At 70.2% G+C, this 16,396-nt stretch carries 17 protein-coding genes; 8 read left to right on the forward strand and 9 right to left on the reverse strand.

Features of this window, described 5'->3' with window-relative positions:
• Nucleotides 1-126: 126 nt before the first annotated feature.
• Complete coding sequence (locus OCU_RS40790; protein ID WP_008258256.1) at nucleotides 127-516, reverse strand: secondary thiamine-phosphate synthase enzyme YjbQ; 390 nt, start codon at nucleotides 514-516, stop codon at nucleotides 127-129.
• 164 nt (nucleotides 517-680) lie between these two features.
• Between OCU_RS40790 and OCU_RS40795 the strand changes: the two genes are divergently transcribed.
• Nucleotides 681-1,301 carry a putative quinol monooxygenase gene (locus OCU_RS40795; protein ID WP_014382843.1) on the forward strand — a complete coding sequence of 207 codons (621 nt, stop codon included), beginning with the start codon at nucleotides 681-683 and terminating at the stop codon, nucleotides 1,299-1,301.
• Nucleotides 1,302-1,453: 152 nt separating this feature from the next.
• Nucleotides 1,454-2,077 (forward strand): hypothetical protein, encoded by a 624-nt coding sequence (locus OCU_RS40800; protein ID WP_008258260.1) that lies wholly within the window; start codon nucleotides 1,454-1,456, stop codon nucleotides 2,075-2,077.
• A gap of 13 nt (nucleotides 2,078-2,090) precedes the next feature.
• Here OCU_RS40800 and OCU_RS40805 read toward each other — a convergent pair whose 3' ends face one another.
• Both OCU_RS40805 and OCU_RS40810 read right to left on the reverse strand, forming a co-directional pair.
• Nucleotides 2,091-2,426: a hypothetical protein gene (locus OCU_RS40805; protein ID WP_009955916.1), complete on the reverse strand. Its 336-nt coding sequence runs from the start codon at nucleotides 2,424-2,426 to the stop codon at nucleotides 2,091-2,093.
• Nucleotides 2,423-3,787, reverse strand: a complete 1,365-nt coding sequence (locus tag OCU_RS40810; protein ID WP_038536736.1) for a replication-associated recombination protein A — start codon at nucleotides 3,785-3,787, stop codon at nucleotides 2,423-2,425. Before OCU_RS40810 ends, OCU_RS40805 begins: the two co-directional genes overlap by 4 nt.
• 118 nt (nucleotides 3,788-3,905) lie before the next feature.
• Between OCU_RS40810 and OCU_RS40815 the strand changes: the two genes are divergently transcribed.
• A complete protein-coding gene (locus OCU_RS40815; RefSeq protein ID WP_014382845.1) occupies nucleotides 3,906-4,865 on the forward strand; it encodes a membrane protein in 960 nt (319 codons plus the stop codon).
• A 66-nt stretch (nucleotides 4,866-4,931) separates the two neighbouring features.
• Entirely contained in the window at nucleotides 4,932-7,583 is a 2,652-nt protein-coding gene (locus OCU_RS40820) for a circularly permuted type 2 ATP-grasp protein (protein ID WP_014380503.1), read from the forward strand.
• On the opposite strand, the gene OCU_RS40825 is transcribed toward OCU_RS40820, so the two are convergent.
• The 3 genes from OCU_RS40825 to OCU_RS40835 are packed head-to-tail and all read right to left on the reverse strand — an operon-like array spanning nucleotide 7,580 to nucleotide 10,256.
• On the reverse strand, nucleotides 7,580-8,251 hold the full coding sequence (locus OCU_RS40825) for a DUF6629 family protein (protein WP_008258266.1): 672 nt from the start codon (nucleotides 8,249-8,251) through the stop codon (nucleotides 7,580-7,582). The genes OCU_RS40820 and OCU_RS40825 overlap by 4 nt on opposite strands.
• A 15-nt stretch (nucleotides 8,252-8,266) precedes the next feature.
• Complete coding sequence (locus tag OCU_RS40830; RefSeq protein WP_009955931.1) at nucleotides 8,267-9,322, reverse strand: zinc-binding metallopeptidase family protein; 1,056 nt, start codon at nucleotides 9,320-9,322, stop codon at nucleotides 8,267-8,269.
• Nucleotides 9,315-10,256 (reverse strand): transglutaminase family protein, encoded by a 942-nt coding sequence (locus OCU_RS40835; RefSeq protein ID WP_014380505.1) that lies wholly within the window; start codon nucleotides 10,254-10,256, stop codon nucleotides 9,315-9,317. Before OCU_RS40835 ends, OCU_RS40830 begins: the two co-directional genes overlap by 8 nt.
• Nucleotides 10,257-10,354: 98 nt before the next feature.
• Between OCU_RS40835 and OCU_RS40840 the strand changes: the two genes are divergently transcribed.
• Nucleotides 10,355-10,744 (forward strand): MmcQ/YjbR family DNA-binding protein, encoded by a 390-nt coding sequence (locus tag OCU_RS40840; protein ID WP_014380506.1) that lies wholly within the window; start codon nucleotides 10,355-10,357, stop codon nucleotides 10,742-10,744.
• A gap of 3 nt (nucleotides 10,745-10,747) precedes the next feature.
• On the opposite strand, the gene OCU_RS40845 is transcribed toward OCU_RS40840, so the two are convergent.
• The 3 genes from OCU_RS40845 to aspS are packed head-to-tail and all read right to left on the reverse strand — an operon-like array spanning nucleotide 10,748 to nucleotide 14,025.
• Nucleotides 10,748-11,815, reverse strand: a complete 1,068-nt coding sequence (locus OCU_RS40845; RefSeq protein ID WP_014380507.1) for an FUSC family protein — start codon at nucleotides 11,813-11,815, stop codon at nucleotides 10,748-10,750.
• Nucleotides 11,816-11,818: 3 nt separating this feature from the next.
• Nucleotides 11,819-12,253 (reverse strand): nitroreductase family deazaflavin-dependent oxidoreductase, encoded by a 435-nt coding sequence (locus OCU_RS40850; RefSeq protein ID WP_014380508.1) that lies wholly within the window; start codon nucleotides 12,251-12,253, stop codon nucleotides 11,819-11,821.
• Entirely contained in the window at nucleotides 12,250-14,025 is a 1,776-nt protein-coding gene (gene aspS, locus OCU_RS40855; RefSeq protein ID WP_009957659.1) for an aspartate--tRNA ligase, read from the reverse strand. The genes OCU_RS40850 and aspS overlap by 4 nt, the downstream gene beginning before the upstream one ends.
• Nucleotides 14,026-14,087: 62 nt before the next feature.
• On the opposite strand from aspS, the gene OCU_RS40860 reads away from it, so the two are divergent.
• From OCU_RS40860 to ypfJ, 3 genes are read left to right on the forward strand one after another with little or no spacing between them, the layout of a single operon-like run.
• Nucleotides 14,088-14,975 (forward strand): oxidoreductase, encoded by an 888-nt coding sequence (locus tag OCU_RS40860; RefSeq protein WP_193375154.1) that lies wholly within the window; start codon nucleotides 14,088-14,090, stop codon nucleotides 14,973-14,975.
• 9 nt (nucleotides 14,976-14,984) lie between these two features.
• Entirely contained in the window at nucleotides 14,985-15,482 is a 498-nt protein-coding gene (locus tag OCU_RS40865; protein WP_008258281.1) for an SRPBCC family protein, read from the forward strand.
• Nucleotides 15,483-15,491: 9 nt separating this feature from the next.
• Nucleotides 15,492-16,370 (forward strand): KPN_02809 family neutral zinc metallopeptidase, encoded by an 879-nt coding sequence (gene ypfJ, locus OCU_RS40870; RefSeq protein WP_009957661.1) that lies wholly within the window; start codon nucleotides 15,492-15,494, stop codon nucleotides 16,368-16,370.
• Nucleotides 16,371-16,396: the final 26 nt, after the last annotated feature.

Here is a 16,396-nt window from a genome sequence, read left to right on the forward strand (position 1 = left end):
CAGTCCGCTTCTTTCTCTTACTTCGACGTCTTGTTCCCAGCCTATTCGCCGGGGTATGGGAAGCCCGTCTAACGACGCATTTCGACCGCTCACAGTACCTGCTCGGTGGCGTCGGCTATCGGGCCGCTAACCCTCCAAAAAGCTCAGCCGGACCGAGCGTTGCGGGTTGTCGCGGTTCAGGTCGACCAGCACGATGCTCTGCCAGGTGCCCAGCATCGGCTCCCCGCCGGAGACCGGAACCGTCACCGACGGCGCGACGAGCGCGGGCATCACGTGGTCGGCGCCGTGCCCCTCGGAGCCGTGCGCGTGCCGGTAACGGTCGTCGCGCGGCAGCAGCCGTTCCAGCGTGTCGACCAGGTCGTCGTCGGAGCCGGCGCCCGTCTCGATGATGGCCACCCCCGCCGTGGCGTGCGGGATGAACACGTTGCACAGACCGTCCCCGCGCGACCAGCAGAAGCCGCGCACCGCCTCGGTGAGGTCGACGATGCGGCGGCGGGAGGTGTCCACGTCCAGCACATCGGTATGCATCCGAACCAGCCTACGGCGCGCGCGTCGCGACCAGCCAATCGTTTGTGAGCGCGACCACATTTGGGCATTGCGGCGCGTAACCCGCAGGAGGAAGGTGGTTCATGACCGGTGGCGCCACCGGGGCGCTGCCCCGAACAAAGAGGGGGTGGATCGTGTACGCACGCTCTACCACAATTCAGGCGCAACCCTCGTCGATCGACGCCGGGATAGCGCATGTTCGCGATGAGGTCATGCCCGCGCTGCAAGGCATGCCGGGCTGCATCGGAGTATCCCTTTTGGTCGACCGTCGCTCCGGCCGGTGCATCGCCACCAGCGCCTGGGAGAGCGACGAAGCCATGCGCGCCAGCGGTGAAGCCGTGACCGGAATCCGCGATCGGGCGGCGGAAATGTTCGGGGGCACGACGGACGTCGAGCAGTGGGAGATCGCGGTGCTGCATCGCGACCACCACGCGCCCGACGGTGCGGGCGTGCGTGCGACGTGGGTCATGGTGCCGCCGGAGACCATGGACCAAGGCATCGAGTACTACAAGTCGTCCGTCCTGCCCCAGCTCGAGGGCCTCGACGGGTTCTGCAGTGCGAGCCTGCTGATCGACCGCGCCTCCGGGCGTGGCGTGTCCTCGGCGACGTTCGACAGCATCGACGCGATGGAGCGGAACAGGGAGCAGGCAACCGCGCTGAAGAGCTCCTCGATGCAAGAGGCGCGCGCCGAGGAACTCGATGAATGCGAGTTCGAGCTGGCGCTGGCGCACCTGCGGGTGCCCGAGCTGGTCTGATCGAGAGGGGCGGTGGACCGGCCGAACCAGGCATTCGGCCGGTCGCCGATCCGCGTCCCGAAAGCATTGCGGCGAGTTGCCGGCAGGAGGAAGGTAACTGGTGGGACCGGTGGCGCCACCGGGGTGCCGCCCCGACAGAGAAGGGGTCGACCGTGTACGCACGCTCTACCACCATCCAGGCGCAACCCCTTTCGGTCGACATCGGAATTGCGCATGTTCGCGACGTCGTCATGCCCGCCCTCAAGGAGATCGACGGGTGGTTGGGGTTGTCGCTGTTGGTCGACCGGCAGTCCGGCACCTGCATCGCCACCAGTTCGTGGGAGACGGTGGAGGCCATGCGCGGCAGCGCCGAGCGGGTCGCGCCCATCCGTGACCGGGCCGCGCTGATGTTCGACGGCAGCGCGCGGGTGGAGGAATGGGACATCGCCCTGCTGCACCGCGACCACCCCTCCCGCCAGGGCGCGTGCGTGCGCGCCACCTGGCTCAAGGTGGTGCCGGACCAGCTGAGCAGATCCCTGGACTTCTACCGGATGGCGGTGCTACCCGAGATGGAGAACCTGGACGGGTTCTGCAGCGCCAGCCTGCTGGTCGACCACCCCAGCTGCCGCCGGGCGGTGACCTGCTCGACGTTCGACTCGATGGACGCGATGGCCCGCAACCGCGACCGCGCCACCGAGCTGCGCAGCCGGCGGGTGCGCGAACTGGGGGCCGAGGTGATCGACGTCGGGGAATTCGAGCTGGCGATCGCCCACCTTCGGGTGCCCGAGCTGGTCTGAGAGCGCACGCGGGTCAGGGCAGCGCGTCGCCGGGGAATCCGCGGCAGGCGTGCACCTGGTAGACGAACACCCCCGCCGCCACCCCCGGGTCGTCGGCCATGATGGCAGCGGTCTCGTCGACGGTCGCGGCGAAAACGCCGATGCCGCAGACGTCGGACTCGTCGGTGACCGGCAGCACCACCGCGAGCACGCCGTCGTCACGCAGTCCGAAGTTGCGCCGGCCGTGCTCCCAGATGATCTGCGCCGACGACTCGTCCCCGAACCTCGGGCCGCGCTTGAGGATGACGACGCTGTATTGCTTGGCGGTGGGCAGCAGTTGGCCCATCTCCTCGTCGCTGAAGGTTTTCATCCCTTGTCACCCCGCTTCCGGCGGATGATCGCGCGCAGCCGCTCCAGTCGGCCCGCCATGTCGCGCTCGAAGCCTCGGGCGGTGGGCCGGTAGTAGTCGACGCCCACCAGCTCGTCGGGTGGGTATTGTTGCGCCGCAACACCATCCGGCTGGTCGTGGGAGTATTTGTAGCCCTGCGCATGGCCCAAGGCCTCAGCCCCCGAATAGTGTCCGTCGCGCAGGTGGGGCGGCACGCGGCCGGCCTTGCCGGCCCTGATGTCGGCCATCGCCGCGCCCAGCGCGGTGGTGACGGCGTTGGATTTCGGCGCGGTGGCCAGGTGAATCGTGCAGTGCGCCAAGGTGAGTTGCGCCTCGGGCATGCCGATCAGCGCGACCGTCTGCGCGGCCGCGACCGCGACCTGCAGCGCGGTCGGGTCGGCCATGCCGATGTCCTCGCTGGCCAGGATCATCAGCCGGCGCGCGACGAACCGAGGGTCCTCCCCGGCGACGAGCATGCGGGCCAGGTAGTGCAGCGCGGCGTCGACGTCCGAGCCGCGCACCGACTTGATGAACGCGCTGATGACGTCGTAGTGCTGGTCGCCGTCGCGGTCGTAACGCACGGCGGCTTCGTCGAGGGACTGCTCGATGGCGGTGACGGTCAGCTCGCCGTCGGGCGGCACCGCCTCGGCGGCGACCTCCAGCGCCGTCAGCGCGCGGCGGGCGTCACCGGCGGCCAGCCGCACCAGGAGGTCGACGGCGTCGGGCGCGACCGCGACCTGCCCGCCCAGGCCGCGTGGGTCGTCGATCGCGCGCTGCACGACGGTGCGGATGTCGTCGGCGCTCAGCGCCCGCAACTGCAGGATCAGCGAGCGGGACAGCAGCGGCGCCACCACCGAGAAGGACGGGTTCTCCGTGGTCGCCGCCACCAGCAGCACCACCCGGTTCTCCACGGCCGACAGCAGCGCGTCCTGCTGGGTCTTGGAGAACCGGTGCACCTCGTCGATGAACAGCACCGTCTGCTCGCCATGGAGGAGCGCGGTTCGGGCCTTTTCTATCACCGCCCGAACGTCTTTCACACCGGCCGACAACGCCGACAGCGCCTCGAACCGGCGCCCGGTCGCCTGTGAGATCAGCGCGGCCAGCGTGGTCTTGCCGCTGCCCGGCGGCCCGTACAGGATGGCCGACGCCACGCCGGAGCCCTCGACGAGGCGGCGCAGGGGCGAGCCGGGCGCCAGCAGGTGGTCCTGCCCGACCACCTCGTCCAGCGACGCCGGGCGCATGCGGACGGCCAGCGGTGAGCCGCTCGACGCGCCCAAGCCGTGATCGTCTGGCAGCGGCGCGCCGGGCAGGTCAAACAGACCGTCGGACACGGATTCAGGCATACCACGAGGGACGGACGTCCGCTGCGGCCCCGGCGATCCGCGCGCACCGGCCGCATCTTTGCTAAGTTCCGGTTTGCCAAGTTCAGCGCGCGTTCCTCCCAGGACAGCAAGGACGGACATGAGCCAACCCCCCGAATATCCAGGCCCGCCGGACCCTCAGGGCGGGGGCCAGGATCCCCCCGGCTACCCGCCACCGCCCGGTTACGGCACGCCTCCCCCGCCGCCCCCGGGTTACGGCCCGCCCCCCGGATATGGCGCGCCTCCCCCGGGTTACGGGCCGCCGCCCGGCTACGGCCCCCCGCCCGGGTACGGCGCCCCGCCGCCCGGGTACGGCGGCCCACCCGCGCCGGCCTTCAGCATCGGTGACGCGTTCGGCTGGGCCTGGAACGCCTTCTCCAAAAACCCTGTGGCACTGATCGTTCCGGCCTTGGTGTACGGGATCCTGATCGGCGTCGCCTCGGCCCTGGTCGGCCTGAGCCAAAGCGTGGGCACGACGACGACCGGCTCCGACGACGACTACTTCACCTTCACGGCGAACCTCAACGGCGGCGGGATGACGCTGCTCATCCTCGGCTACCTCGTCGCCTACCTGGTGGGCGCGTTCGCCCAAGCCGCCTTCCTGTCCGGCTGCCTGGATCTGGCCGACGGGCGCCCGGTGACCGTCGGTTCGTTCTTCAAGCCGCGCAACTTCGGCATGGTGTTCCTGGCCGCGCTGCTGGTCGGCATCCTCACCTCGATCGCCTCGGCGCTGTGCTTCTTGCCGGGCCTGATCCTGGGCATTTTCGCCCAGTTCACCATCCCGTTCGCCATCGATCGATCGGAGCAGCCCATCAAGGCGCTGACCTCCAGCTTCTCCACCGTCACCGCAAACTTCGGCAACGCGCTGCTGGTGTGGCTGGTCGAGGTGGCGCTGTTCGTGGTGGGCGCGCTCGCGTGCGGGGTCGGGCTGTTGGTGGCGGCCCCGGTCGCCTCCCTGATCGGGATCTACGCCTACCGCAAGTTCTCCGGCGGACAGGTGGTCGCGCCGCAGCAGGCGGGTTACCAGCCCGGGCCTCCGCCGGGTCCGGCGCCGGCGTAACACTCGGCGCGAATTCGGCGCGCCGGGCATCGGAGGCTTGCGCCGCGTGCGTACCGTGCAGCAGTAATGGCGTTTGCGGACATGACATTCGGCACCGGTGCGACCCCGGCCGGCGGCCGCTACGACGCGGACCGGTTGCTGGCCGCCTACCGGGCCGCCCGCGCTCAGCAAGCGCTCTTCGATCTGCGGCGCGGCCCGGCGAGCGGCTACGACGAATTCGTCGACCCCGACGGCAACGTGCGCCCGGCGTGGGCCGAGGTGGCCGACGCGATCGCGGAGCGCGGCCGCGCGGGGCTGGACCGGCTGCGCTCGGTGGTGCGCGGGCTGATCGACAACGACGGCATCACCTACACCGACGTCGCGCCCGGCGGCCGTGGCCAGGAGCCGAGGCCCTGGCAGCTGGACACGCTGCCGCTCGTGCTGTCCGCGGCCGACTGGGAGGTGCTCGAGGCGGGGCTGCTGCAGCGGTCCCGGGTGCTCGACGCCGTGCTCGCCGACCTGTACGGGCCGCGCAGCCTACTCACCGACGGTGTCCTTCCGCCTGAGCTGCTGTTCGCCCACCCCGGCTACGTCCGTGCCGCCAACGGCATCGAGATCCCCGGGCGCCACCAGCTTTTCATGCACGCCTGTGACGTCAGCCGGCGTCCCGACGGCGCCTTCGTCGTCAACGGCGACCGGACCCAGGCGCCCTCGGGGGCCGGCTACGCGCTGGCCGACCGGCGCGTGGTCGCGCACGCCGTTCCCGACCTCTACGAACGCATCGCGCCGCGGCCGACCACGCCGTTCGCCCAGGCGCTGCGGCTGGCGCTGATCGACGCAGCACCCGACGATGCCCAGGACCCGGTGGTGGTGGTCCTGTCCCCGGGCATCTACTCCGAAACCGCTTTCGATCAGGCCTATCTGGCCACCCTGCTGGGCTTCCCCCTGGTCGAGAGCGCGGACCTGGTGGTGCGCGAGGGCATGTTGTGGATGCGCTCGCTGGGCACCCTGAAGCGCGTCGACGTGGTACTGCGCCGGGTCGACGCCGACTACACGGACCCGCTGGATCTGCGCGCCGATTCGCGCCTCGGGGTGGCCGGTCTGGTGGAGGCACAACACCGCGGCACGGTGACCGTCGTCAACACGCTGGGCAGCGGGGTCCTGGAAAACCCTGGGCTGCAGCGTTTCCTGCCCGCCATGGCCGAGCACCTGCTGTCGGAGACCCTGCTGCTGCCCAGCCCGCCGGCCTACTGGGGCGGCATCGCCTCCGAGCGTTCGCACTTGCTGGCGAACGTGGGGTCCCTGCTGGTGAGGTCGACGGTCGGCGCGAAAACCCTTGTCGGACCGGCGCTGTCGTCGCCGCAGCTGGCGCGGTTGGCGGCCCAGGTCGAGGCGGCGCCGTGGCAGTGGGTCGGCCAGGAGCTGCCGCAGTTCTCGTCAGCACCCACCGATCACGCCGGAGCGTTGTCCTCGGCGGGCGTCGGCATCCGCTTGTTCACCGTCGCCCAGCGGGGCGGTTACGCGCCGATGATCGGCGGCATCGGCTACGTGCTGGCGCCCGGGGACGCCGCCTACGCGTTGAAAACCGTTGCGGCAAAGGATGTCTGGATCCGGCCCACCGAGCGGGCGCGGGCCGAGGCGGTCAGCCCGCCGAGCGTGGAACCGCCGGCGAAGACGGCCGCGGGCACCTGGGCCGTCAGTTCCCCGCGCGTGTTGTCCGACCTCTTCTGGATCGGCCGCTACGGCGAGCGCGCCGAAAGCATGGCGCGGTTGCTCATCGTCGCCCGCGACAGGTTCCACGTGTACCGGCACCACCAGCACAGCGAGGAAAGCGAGTGCGTGCCGGTGCTGATGGCCGCGCTGGGCCGCATCACCGGAACCGACACCGCGGCCGACGGCGGCGGCGACCACGCCGAGATGATCGCCGTCGCCCCCTCGACGCTGTGGTCGCTCACCGTCGACCCGCACCGCCCCGGCTCCCTGGTGCAGTCGGTGGAAGGCCTGGCGCTGGCCGCCCGCGCGGTGCGCGACCAGATGTCCAACGACACGTGGATGGTGCTGGCCGCGGTGGAGCGCGCGCTGGCGCTCGACAGCGAGCCGCCGGACTCGCTCGCCGAGGCCGACGCCGCGCTGACCCGGGCGCAGGCCCAGACCCTGGCCGGGATGCTGACCCTGTCGGGGGTGGCCGCCGAGTCCATGGTGCGCGACGTGGGCTGGACGATGATGGACATCGGCAAGCGCATCGAACGCGGCCTGTGGCTGACCGCGTTGCTGCGGGCGACGCTGACCGTGGTGCGCGGGGCCGCGGCCGAACAGACCGTCATCGAATCCACCCTGGTGGCGTGCGAGTCTTCGGTCATCTACCGGCGCCGCACCGCGGGCAAGGTCAGCGTCTCCGCCATGGTCGAGCTGATGCTGTTCGACGCGCAGAACCCGAGATCGCTGCTGTACCAATTGGACCGGCTGCGCACCGATCTCGGGGACCTGCCCGGCTCGTCGGGGTCGTCGCGCCCGGAACGTCTGGTGGACGAGATAGGCACCCTGCTGCGCCGATCCCATCCCGCGGCGCTGGAACGGGTCGGCGACGACGGGCGGCGCGCCGAGTTGGCGGACCTGCTCGGCGCGGTCCACGCCGAGCTGCGCAACCTGGCCGACGTCATCACCACCACGCAGCTGGCCTTACCCGGTGGGATGCAACCACTTTGGGGTCCCGACGTGCGCCGGGTGATGCCCGCCTAGCCGGTCGGCGATGCCTCCCGCTCCGCGGCGACGCCGTGGTAGCGGTGCGGGTCGGGCAGGCGCCGGCGCCGCACCATGTGCACCAGCGCCAGGACCGAGAGCGTCGCGGCGTAGATGCACCACAGCGACGCGAACGCGTGCACGTAGAGGACGGCAACCACGCTCAGCCCCACCAGGTTCGCTATCCCGAACACCACGATGGAGCGATAGCCCGACATCACCGCGGGCCCGATGACGGCGATGACGTAGAGCGCCGCCCACACGTAGCCGCCCCGAACGCCGGTCTGGTACTGCAGCGCATGGGGACCCATCGTCACCGTGACCGGGTCGGTGAGCACGACGACGGCGAGATAGACCGACACGACGGTGCCCAGCACCGCAAACGGCGCCACCCGGAGCCGGGCGCCGCTCGGTTCCAGCGCCAGGATCGCCCACGGAACCAGCGCGGGAAGCAGCGGCAGCGCGATGAAGACGTAGGCGAGCATCGCCAGGTGTTTCATCCCCGGGGAGACGACGTCGTTGGGCCACACCGCCGCCTCGATGAACTGATGGACCGAGAACACCGTCGGCAGCAGGGCGAAGGGCACTTCGCGCCAGTGCTTCACCTCGCGCAGGGTCGCCACGGCGACGGGCACGAGGGCGGCGCCCACCACCAGATCCGCCGTCATCGAGAAGCACATCGGCTAACCCGCCACGGACGCGGGTCCCCGGGACTCCGACGTTGCCTCGTCGACGACGGTGTGGATGAACTTCATCTTCTCCAGCACCGCGGCCGGCAACACGAACGGGTACAGGTCGTCGTGCCCCATCGACCGGTTCACCATGTTCAGTGACCACGACAACGGCAGCCACATGTCGATGATCGTCTGAAATGCGCTGGGCCCCAACGCGGGGCGGTCGAAGGTGGCCGACGCCGCCGCCAGCCCGCACCACGCCGAGGTGTCCAGCGCGTCCCGGATGTGCAGGTAGTGGGCGAACGTCTCGGCCCAGTCCTCGCTCGCATGCATGGTGGCGTAGGACGACACGAAGTGGTCCTGCCAGCCGTCGGGCGCGCCCTCGCTGTAGTGGCGGTCGAGCGCCGCCTGGTAGTCGGCGTCGGGGTCGCCGAAGAGCTCGTTGAACCGCTCCAGGCGGTCGCGGTACGGGGCGATCAACCGGTAGTAGTAGTAATGCCCGATCTCGTGGCGGAAGTGGCCCAGCAGGGTCCGGTACGGTTCGTCCATCTCGACCCGCAGCTGCTCGCGGTGCACGTCGTCACCCTCGGCCAAATCGATTGTGATGACCCCGTTCTGGTGCCCGGTCATCACGTTTTCGTGTGCGCTGGACAGCAGCCGGAAGGCCAGCCCGTAGTCGGGATCCTTGTCCCGCCCGACGATCGGCAGCTTCAGCTCGTGCAGCTCGGCGATCAGCCGTCGTTTGGCCGCCTCGGCCCGGGCGAACTCGGCCAGGCCGACCGCGTCGGCGTCGTTGGGCCGCTCGGCGGTCAGCGCGCACGACGCGCACAACAATCGCGGGGTGTTGACCGGCACCAGCCAATTGCATTCGGCCACCTGAAGATTCGCGCACAGCTGGTACTCGCTGGCGGGCACGACGCCGGCGTGCTCGGTGGCCTCGCCGTCGGAGATCACCAGCAACGCCATCTGTTCGAGCGAAAAGCCCAGCGCGCTACCGCAATTCAGGCACGTCGAGTTCTCGAACGTCAGGCGCTGGCCACAGTTGGGGCAGGTGAAGTCACGCATGCGAGAAGTCGCCTTCGATGGGGTCTGAATAGGGCACCACGTCGACGGCGACGTCGATCACGCTGTGCTCGGAGTCGGTGTAGATGATGCCGCGCAGCGGCGGGACATCCGCGTAGTCGCGGCCGCGGCCCACCACGATGTAGCGCTCGTCGATCATCTGGTCGTTGGTGGGATCGAGCCCCAGCCACTCGAATTGGCCGGGGTCCTGCGGAGTCCACACCGCGGCCCAGGCGTGCGTGGCGTCGATGCCGATCATCCGATCCTTTCCGGGCGGCGGGTCGGTGGCCAGGTAGCCGGACACGTAACTGGCCGCCAAACCGTTGGCGCGCAGGCAGGCGATCGCCAGCCTGGCAAAGTCTTGACATACCCCCTCCCGGGCCGCCAGAACCTCGGCGACGCCGGTCGAAATCGTCGTCGACCCCGACCGGTAGGTGAAGTCGGTGAAGATCCGGGACGCCAGATCCCGCAGCACCTCGATCAGCGGGCGTCCGGGCGTGAAGCTGGGCGCCGCGTACTCGCGGACCTCGTCGGTGATCTCGGGCGGATCCAGGTCCAGGGTGAACTCGGCGGCCAGCGCCCCGATCCGTCCCGCCGGCCGGGCGTCCTCCCACGGCTGCACGGCCGCCCCGGCGGCGTACAGGCCCGGCGCCGGCGGATAGACGTCGACGACCGAATCGCTGACCACCTTCAAGACGCTGTGCGGCTCGGTCACGTGGAAGTAGGAGCTGATGTTCCCGTAGGTGTCCGTGCTGGTGGAGCTGTCGGCGGGGGCGGGCTCGATGATCAGCCGATGGGCGACGCGGCGTTGCCGCAGCGAGTCGCGCGGGGTCAAAAACCCGCGGCCGTACGAGCTGGTCACGACGTCGGAGTAGCGGTATTCGGTGCGGTGGGTGACTCGATGCCGGCGGGCGGACCCGGCGTCTGCTTCAGACACAGGCTGATCACATCACACACCGGGCCGCTACGGACTGCCGGCGGCGGCGGTTTGCCGATATGACGGCAACGGGCCGGAAACGGGAGCACAATCGAGGAGTGGCCACCTGGGACGAGGTCGCCCGCATCGTCGGCGAGCTGGCCCTCACCTCCGAGCCGTCGCCGCACGACTGGCGGGTCGGCAAGAAATTGCTGGCCTGGGAGCGGCCGCTGCGGCCCTCGGAACGCGAGGCCCTGGCCCGCTACGGCCCGGAGCCGCCGCGCGGCGACATCCTCGGCGTTCGGGTGTCCGACGAGGGAGTCAAGTTCGCGCTGATCGACGACGAGCCGCAAACCTACTTCACCACTCCGCATTTCGACGGCTACCCCGCCGTGCTGGTCAACCTCGCCGAGATCTCGGTGCGCGACCTCCAGGAGCTGATCACCGAGGCGTGGCTGACGCAGGCGCCGCGGAAATTGGTGCAGGAGTTCTTGGCCGACTCGCGGTGAGGCTCACACGGGCCGGAGGTCGATGACCCGTTGCAGGTCGTCGATGCAGGCGCCGACGGCGTCGGCGAGGATCGCCTGGGTTTTCGCGCCGGCGCCCGACGGCAACTGCGACGCGTGATGGCGGGCCGACGCGGTGTATGCGCAGGCGCCGGCGGCGTCGCGGTCGGCGAGCGCGGTCGCGGCGGCGAGCACGACCAGCACCGCGGGCACGTGCGGGGCCGGGGGCTCGGGGCCGACGTCGGGGGCGGGGGCGACGGCGCGGGCCAGCTGCAGCACCGAGCCGGCCAGCAGGGCCACGTGCACGGCCTGGTGATCGGAGGCGCGCACGGCGTCGCGCAGGCCCCATCGGCGCGGGGCGATGGCGACGACGTGGCGGGCGGTGGTGCGCGCCTCGAGCAGGCCGCTGAGCTGTTCGTGCACCCGGTCGACGGCCGTCAGCGGCCAGTCGGGCGCGGCGGCTTTGCGCCCGGCGGCGACGTCGGCGGCGCGCGCCAAGACGTCGTGCAGCACCGCCAGCACGCCGACGCGCGCGCCGCGCAGCAGTGCCAGCGGGTCGGCGGGAAACAGCAGCACGGCGAAGACGATGGCCACCGCGCCGCCGATCAGCGCGTCGAAGATGCGTTCCAGCCCGACGCCGCCGTGGTAGAGGGCCAGCACCAGGATCGCCGACACGATGGTCTGGTTCGCGAACATCATCCCGTGCCCGATGAAGCCGCCCCCGATGAACACCGCGGCGCCGAGCGCGATGAACGCGGCGATCGCGATGGGCACCGCGCCGGGCCCGAGCAGGCCCTGGACCGCCGAGCCCAGCCCGATGCCGAGGGTCACCCCGATCATCATCTGGATGGCGCGCTGTGCGCGGAGCACGTTGCTGGTCGACAACGACACCGCGGCGGCGATCGGCGCGAAGAACGGTTGCGGGTGGCCGAGGACATCGTGGGTCAGGTACCAGGACACGCCCGCGGCCGCCGACGTCTGCACCAGGTTGAACCAGACCGCGCGCAACCGCTTGCCGCCCGCGCGCGCGGCGGCGAGGACCCTCGAGGGCACCGCCGGCCGCGAAGCGCCCACCGGCTAGTTCCGGATTAACTCGAACAGCGGAATCACCCTGCTGGTCTTGGCCTGGTACTCGGCGAACCCGGGCGCCGCGGCGGTGACCTTGTCGAAGAGATCGTCACGCTCGTCGGTCGGCAGCTCGCGCGCGGTCACGTCGAACGCGTCCGTTCCGACCTCGACGCGGGCGCTCGGGTTGGCCCGCAAATTGTGCACCCAGGCCGGGCTGACCGGGGCCCCGGCGAAGGAGCCGATGACGATGAGCTTGCCGTCGATGTCGAAGTACGCCAGGGGGGACACCCGGGGCTGGCCGGACTTGGCGCCGGTCGTGTGCAGCAGCAGCAGGTTGGCGCCCTCGAACTGGCCGCCGACCTTGCCGCCGTTGACGCGGAACTCGTCGACGATGGCCCGGTTGAAGGCATTAATAGTGTCGGTGTCCGGCAGGTGTTCGGTCATGCCCGGTCAACCTTTTCGGGCTTGGCGTCTATTCCGGACTCCTTGCGCTGCTGCGCGGTGATCGGCGCCGGCGCATCGGTGAGCGGGTCGACGCCGCCACCGGTCTTCGGGAACGCGATCACCTCGCGGATGGAGTCGACCCCCGACAGCAGGGCGTTGATCCGGTCCCAGCCGAACGCGATCCCGCCGTGCGGGGGCGCGCCAAAGGTGAACGCCTCCAACAGGAATCCGAACTTCTCCTCGGCCTCGGCGTGGTCGAGCCCCATCACCGCGAACACCCGCTCCTGGATGTCGCGGCGGTGGATACGGATCGAGCCGCCGCCGATCTCGTTGCCGTTGCAGACGATGTCGTAGGCGTCGGCGAGCACGTTGCCCGGATCGGTGTCGATCGCGTCCTCATGCCCGGGCTTCGGCGAGGTGAACGCGTGATGCACGGCGGTCCACGCCCCGGAGCCGACGGCCACGTCGCCGGCCGCGGTCGCGTCGTCGGCGGGTTCGAACAGCGGCGGGTCGACCACCCAGACGAACGCCCAGGCGTCCGGATCGATCATGCCCAGCCGGTGCGCGATCTCACCGCGCGCCGCCCCCAGCAGGGCCCGCGACGGCTTCGGCGGGCCCGCCGAGAAGAAGACGCAGTCCCCCGGCTCGGCCCCCACGTGCGCGGCCAGGCCGTCGCGCTCGGCGTCGGACAGGTTCTTGGCGACCGGGCCGCCCAGCGTGCCGTCGTCGGCGATCAGCACGTAGGCCAGCCCGCGGTGGCCGCGCTGCTTGGCCCATTCCTGCCAGCCGTCCAGCGTCCGGCGGGGCTGCGACGCGCCGCCCGGCATCACCACCGCACCGACGTAGGGTGCCTGGAAGACGCGAAATGTGGTGTCTTTGAAGAACTCTGTGCAGTCGACGAGCTCGAGTCCGAATCGCATGTCGGGCTTGTCGGAGCCGAACCGGCGCATCGCCTCGGCGTAGCTGATCCGCGGGATGGGCGTCGGGATCTGGTACCCGATCAGCGCCCACAGCGCCGAGAGGATCTCCTCGGAGATGGCGAGGATGTCCTCGGCGTCCACGAAGCTCATCTCCATGTCGAGCTGGGTGAACTCCGGCTGGCGGTCGGCGCGGAAGTCCTCGTCGCGGTAGCAGCGGGCGATCTGGTAGTAGCGCTCCATCCCGGCCACCATCAGCAGCTGCTTGAACAGCTGGGGGCTCTGCGGCAGGGCGTAGAACGAGCCGGGGTGCAGCCGGGCCGGCACCAAAAAGTCGCGCGCGCCCTCCGGGGTCGAGCGGGTGATCGTCGGCGTTTCGATCTCGACGAAATCGTGCTGCGCCAGCACCGCACGCGCGGCCGCATTCACCTTGGAGCGCAACCGAATTGCCTCCGCCGGACCGTCGCGCCGCAAATCCAGGTAGCGGTACTTCAGCCGCAGTTCCTCGCCGGCGGGCTCGTCGAGCTGGAACGGCAGGGGCGCGCTCTCCCCCAGCACGGTCAGCGCGGTCGCATTGACCTCGATCTCACCGGTCGCGATCTCGGGGTTGGCGTTGCCCTCCGGGCGGATCTCGACCACGCCGGAGACCGCGACGCAGAACTCGGCGCGCAGCCGGTGCGCCTGGGCCAGCACGTCTTCGGCGCGGAACACCACCTGGGTGATCCCGGAGGCGTCGCGCAGGTCGATGAAGATGACGCCGCCGTGGTCGCGGCGGCGGGCCACCCAGCCCGCTAGCGTCACCTGCTGCCCGGCGTCGCTACTCCTCAGCGACCCGGCGGCGTGGCTGCGCAGCACAAAAACACTCCCCTTTACGTTGGACGACAGATCAGTCTAAGGGGCGGTGTAGTTTCGCTCGTATCGCCACAAACATCGCACTCGTCGGTCCGGGCGCCGTCGGTACGACGGTCGCCGCGCTGCTGTCGCGGGCCGGACATTCGGTCGTAGTGTGCGGCCGCACCCCGCGCGAGAGCATCGAACTGCGGCCCGACGGCGCCGACCCGATCGTCGTCCCCGGCCCGGTGCACACCGATCCCGACGAGGTTTCCGGCCCGGTCGACGTGGTGCTGCTGGCCGTCAAGGCCACCCAGAACAACCAGGCGGCCGGCTGGCTGACCCGGCTCTGCGACGTCCACACCATCGTCGTCGTGCTGCAAAACGGTGTGGAGCAGGTCGAGCACGTGCAGCCGCACTGCCCGCGATCCCCCGTCATCCCCGGCATCGTCTGGTACTCGGCCGAGACCCAGCCCGACGGCTGGGTGCGGCTGCGCGGCGAGGCGGCCCTGGTGCTGCCCAGCGGGCCCTCGGCGGAGACGGTCGCCGAACTGCTGCGCGGCGCCGGCTGCCGGGTGGACTGCGACCCCGACATCATCACCGCGGGCTGGCGCAAGCTACTCACCAACGCGCTGGCCGGGTTCATGGCGCTGTCGCGCCGGCGGTCGGGGATGTTTCGCCGCGACGACGTGGCCGCGCTGTCGCGCCGCTACCTCGCCGAATGCCTGGCCGTCGCGCGGGCCGAGGGCGCCCGGCTTCCCGACGGCATCGCCGACGAGCTGACCGACCTGTTCCGCAACGCCCCAGAGGACATGGGCACGTCGATCCTGACGGACGCGGAAAACCACCGGCCGATGGAATGGGACGTCCGCAACGGCGTGATCATCCGCAAGGCCCGGGCCCACGGCCTGGCCACACCGATCAGCGACGTCGTGGTGCCGTTGTTGGCCGCGGCGAGCGACGGGCCCGGCTAGATTAATTTCATGTTCCCCTGCGAGCGCGTCGACGTGAACTTCATCGAATCGGCGCCATTTGCGTTCCGCAACAGCGTCGACCTGGCCATCACCCCCGAGCAGCTGTTCGAGGTGCTCTCCGACGCGGCATCCTGGCCGCGCTGGGCGAAGGTGATCACGAAGGTGACCTGGACCAGCCCCGAGCCCCGCGGCGTCGGCACCACCCGCGTCGTGGAGATGCGCGGCGGCATCGTCGGCAACGAGGAATTCCTCGCGTGGGAACCCTTCACGCACATGGCTTTTCGTTTCAATGAATGCTCGACCAAGTCCGTGGCGGCCTTCGCCGAGGACTACCGCGTCGAGGCCATCCCGGGCGGCTGCCGGCTGACGTGGACCATGGCCCAGAAGCCGGCCGGCCCGGCGAAGCTGGCGATGGTCGTGGTCGGGCCGCTGCTGAACCTGGCCCTGCGCCGATACCTGCGCAACCTGCGTAGCTACACCGACTCCCTTGCGACCCGGCAACCTTAGGAGCGTGTCATGACCTTCAACGAGGGCATGCAGATCGACACCAGCGCAGCATCGTCGTCCGGCGGTGGCGGGATGGGGATGGCCGTCGGGGGCGGCGGCCTCGGGCTGATCATCCTGCTCGGGGCGCTGTTTCTGGGCGTCGACCCCGGTCGCGTGATGAACCAGCCGCAGACCAACACCGGCGGCTATTCCGCGCCCGGTTTCGACCTGAGCCAGTGCAAGACCGGCGCCGACGCCAACAAGTACGTGCAATGCCGCGTGGTCGCCACCGGCAATTCGGTGGACGCGGTGTGGCATCAGCTGATGCCGGGTTACACCCGCCCCCATGTGCGCCTGTTCAGCGACCAGGTGAGCACCGGTTGCGGACCGGCCACCACCGACGTCGGGCCGTTCTACTGCCCGGCCGACCAGACGGCGTACTTCGACACCAGCTTCTTTCAGGATGTGCTCGTCAAGCAGCTGCATTCCAGCAACGGCGCTTTCGCGCAGGAATACGTCGTCGCCCACGAATACGGTCATCACGTGCAGCAGCTGCAGGGCGACCTGGGCCGCGCCCAGCAGGGGGCCAAGGGCGCCGGCGGCAACGGCGTGCGCACCGAGCTGCAGGCCGACTGCTACGCCGGCATCTGGGCGCACTACGCAGCGACGGTCAACCAGAAGGACGGCACGCCGTTCCTGAATCCGTTGACCGACGAGGACATTCGCGACGCGCTATCGGCCGCCGCATCGGTCGGCGACGACCGCATCCAGAAACAGGCGACCGGGCGCGTCAACAGCGAAAGCTGGACCCACGGCTCGGCCGAGCAGCGGCAGCATTGGTTCACCGTCGGCTATCAGACCGGTGATCCGAAGCAGTGCGACACCTTCTCCGCACCCGACTTGGGTTAGCCCTACGACGATGCAGCCCGCACAGC

Origin of the sequence: Mycobacterium intracellulare ATCC 13950, from assembly GCF_000277125.1 — a bacterium.
GTDB classification, from domain to species: Bacteria; Actinomycetota; Actinomycetes; order Mycobacteriales; family Mycobacteriaceae; genus Mycobacterium; species Mycobacterium intracellulare.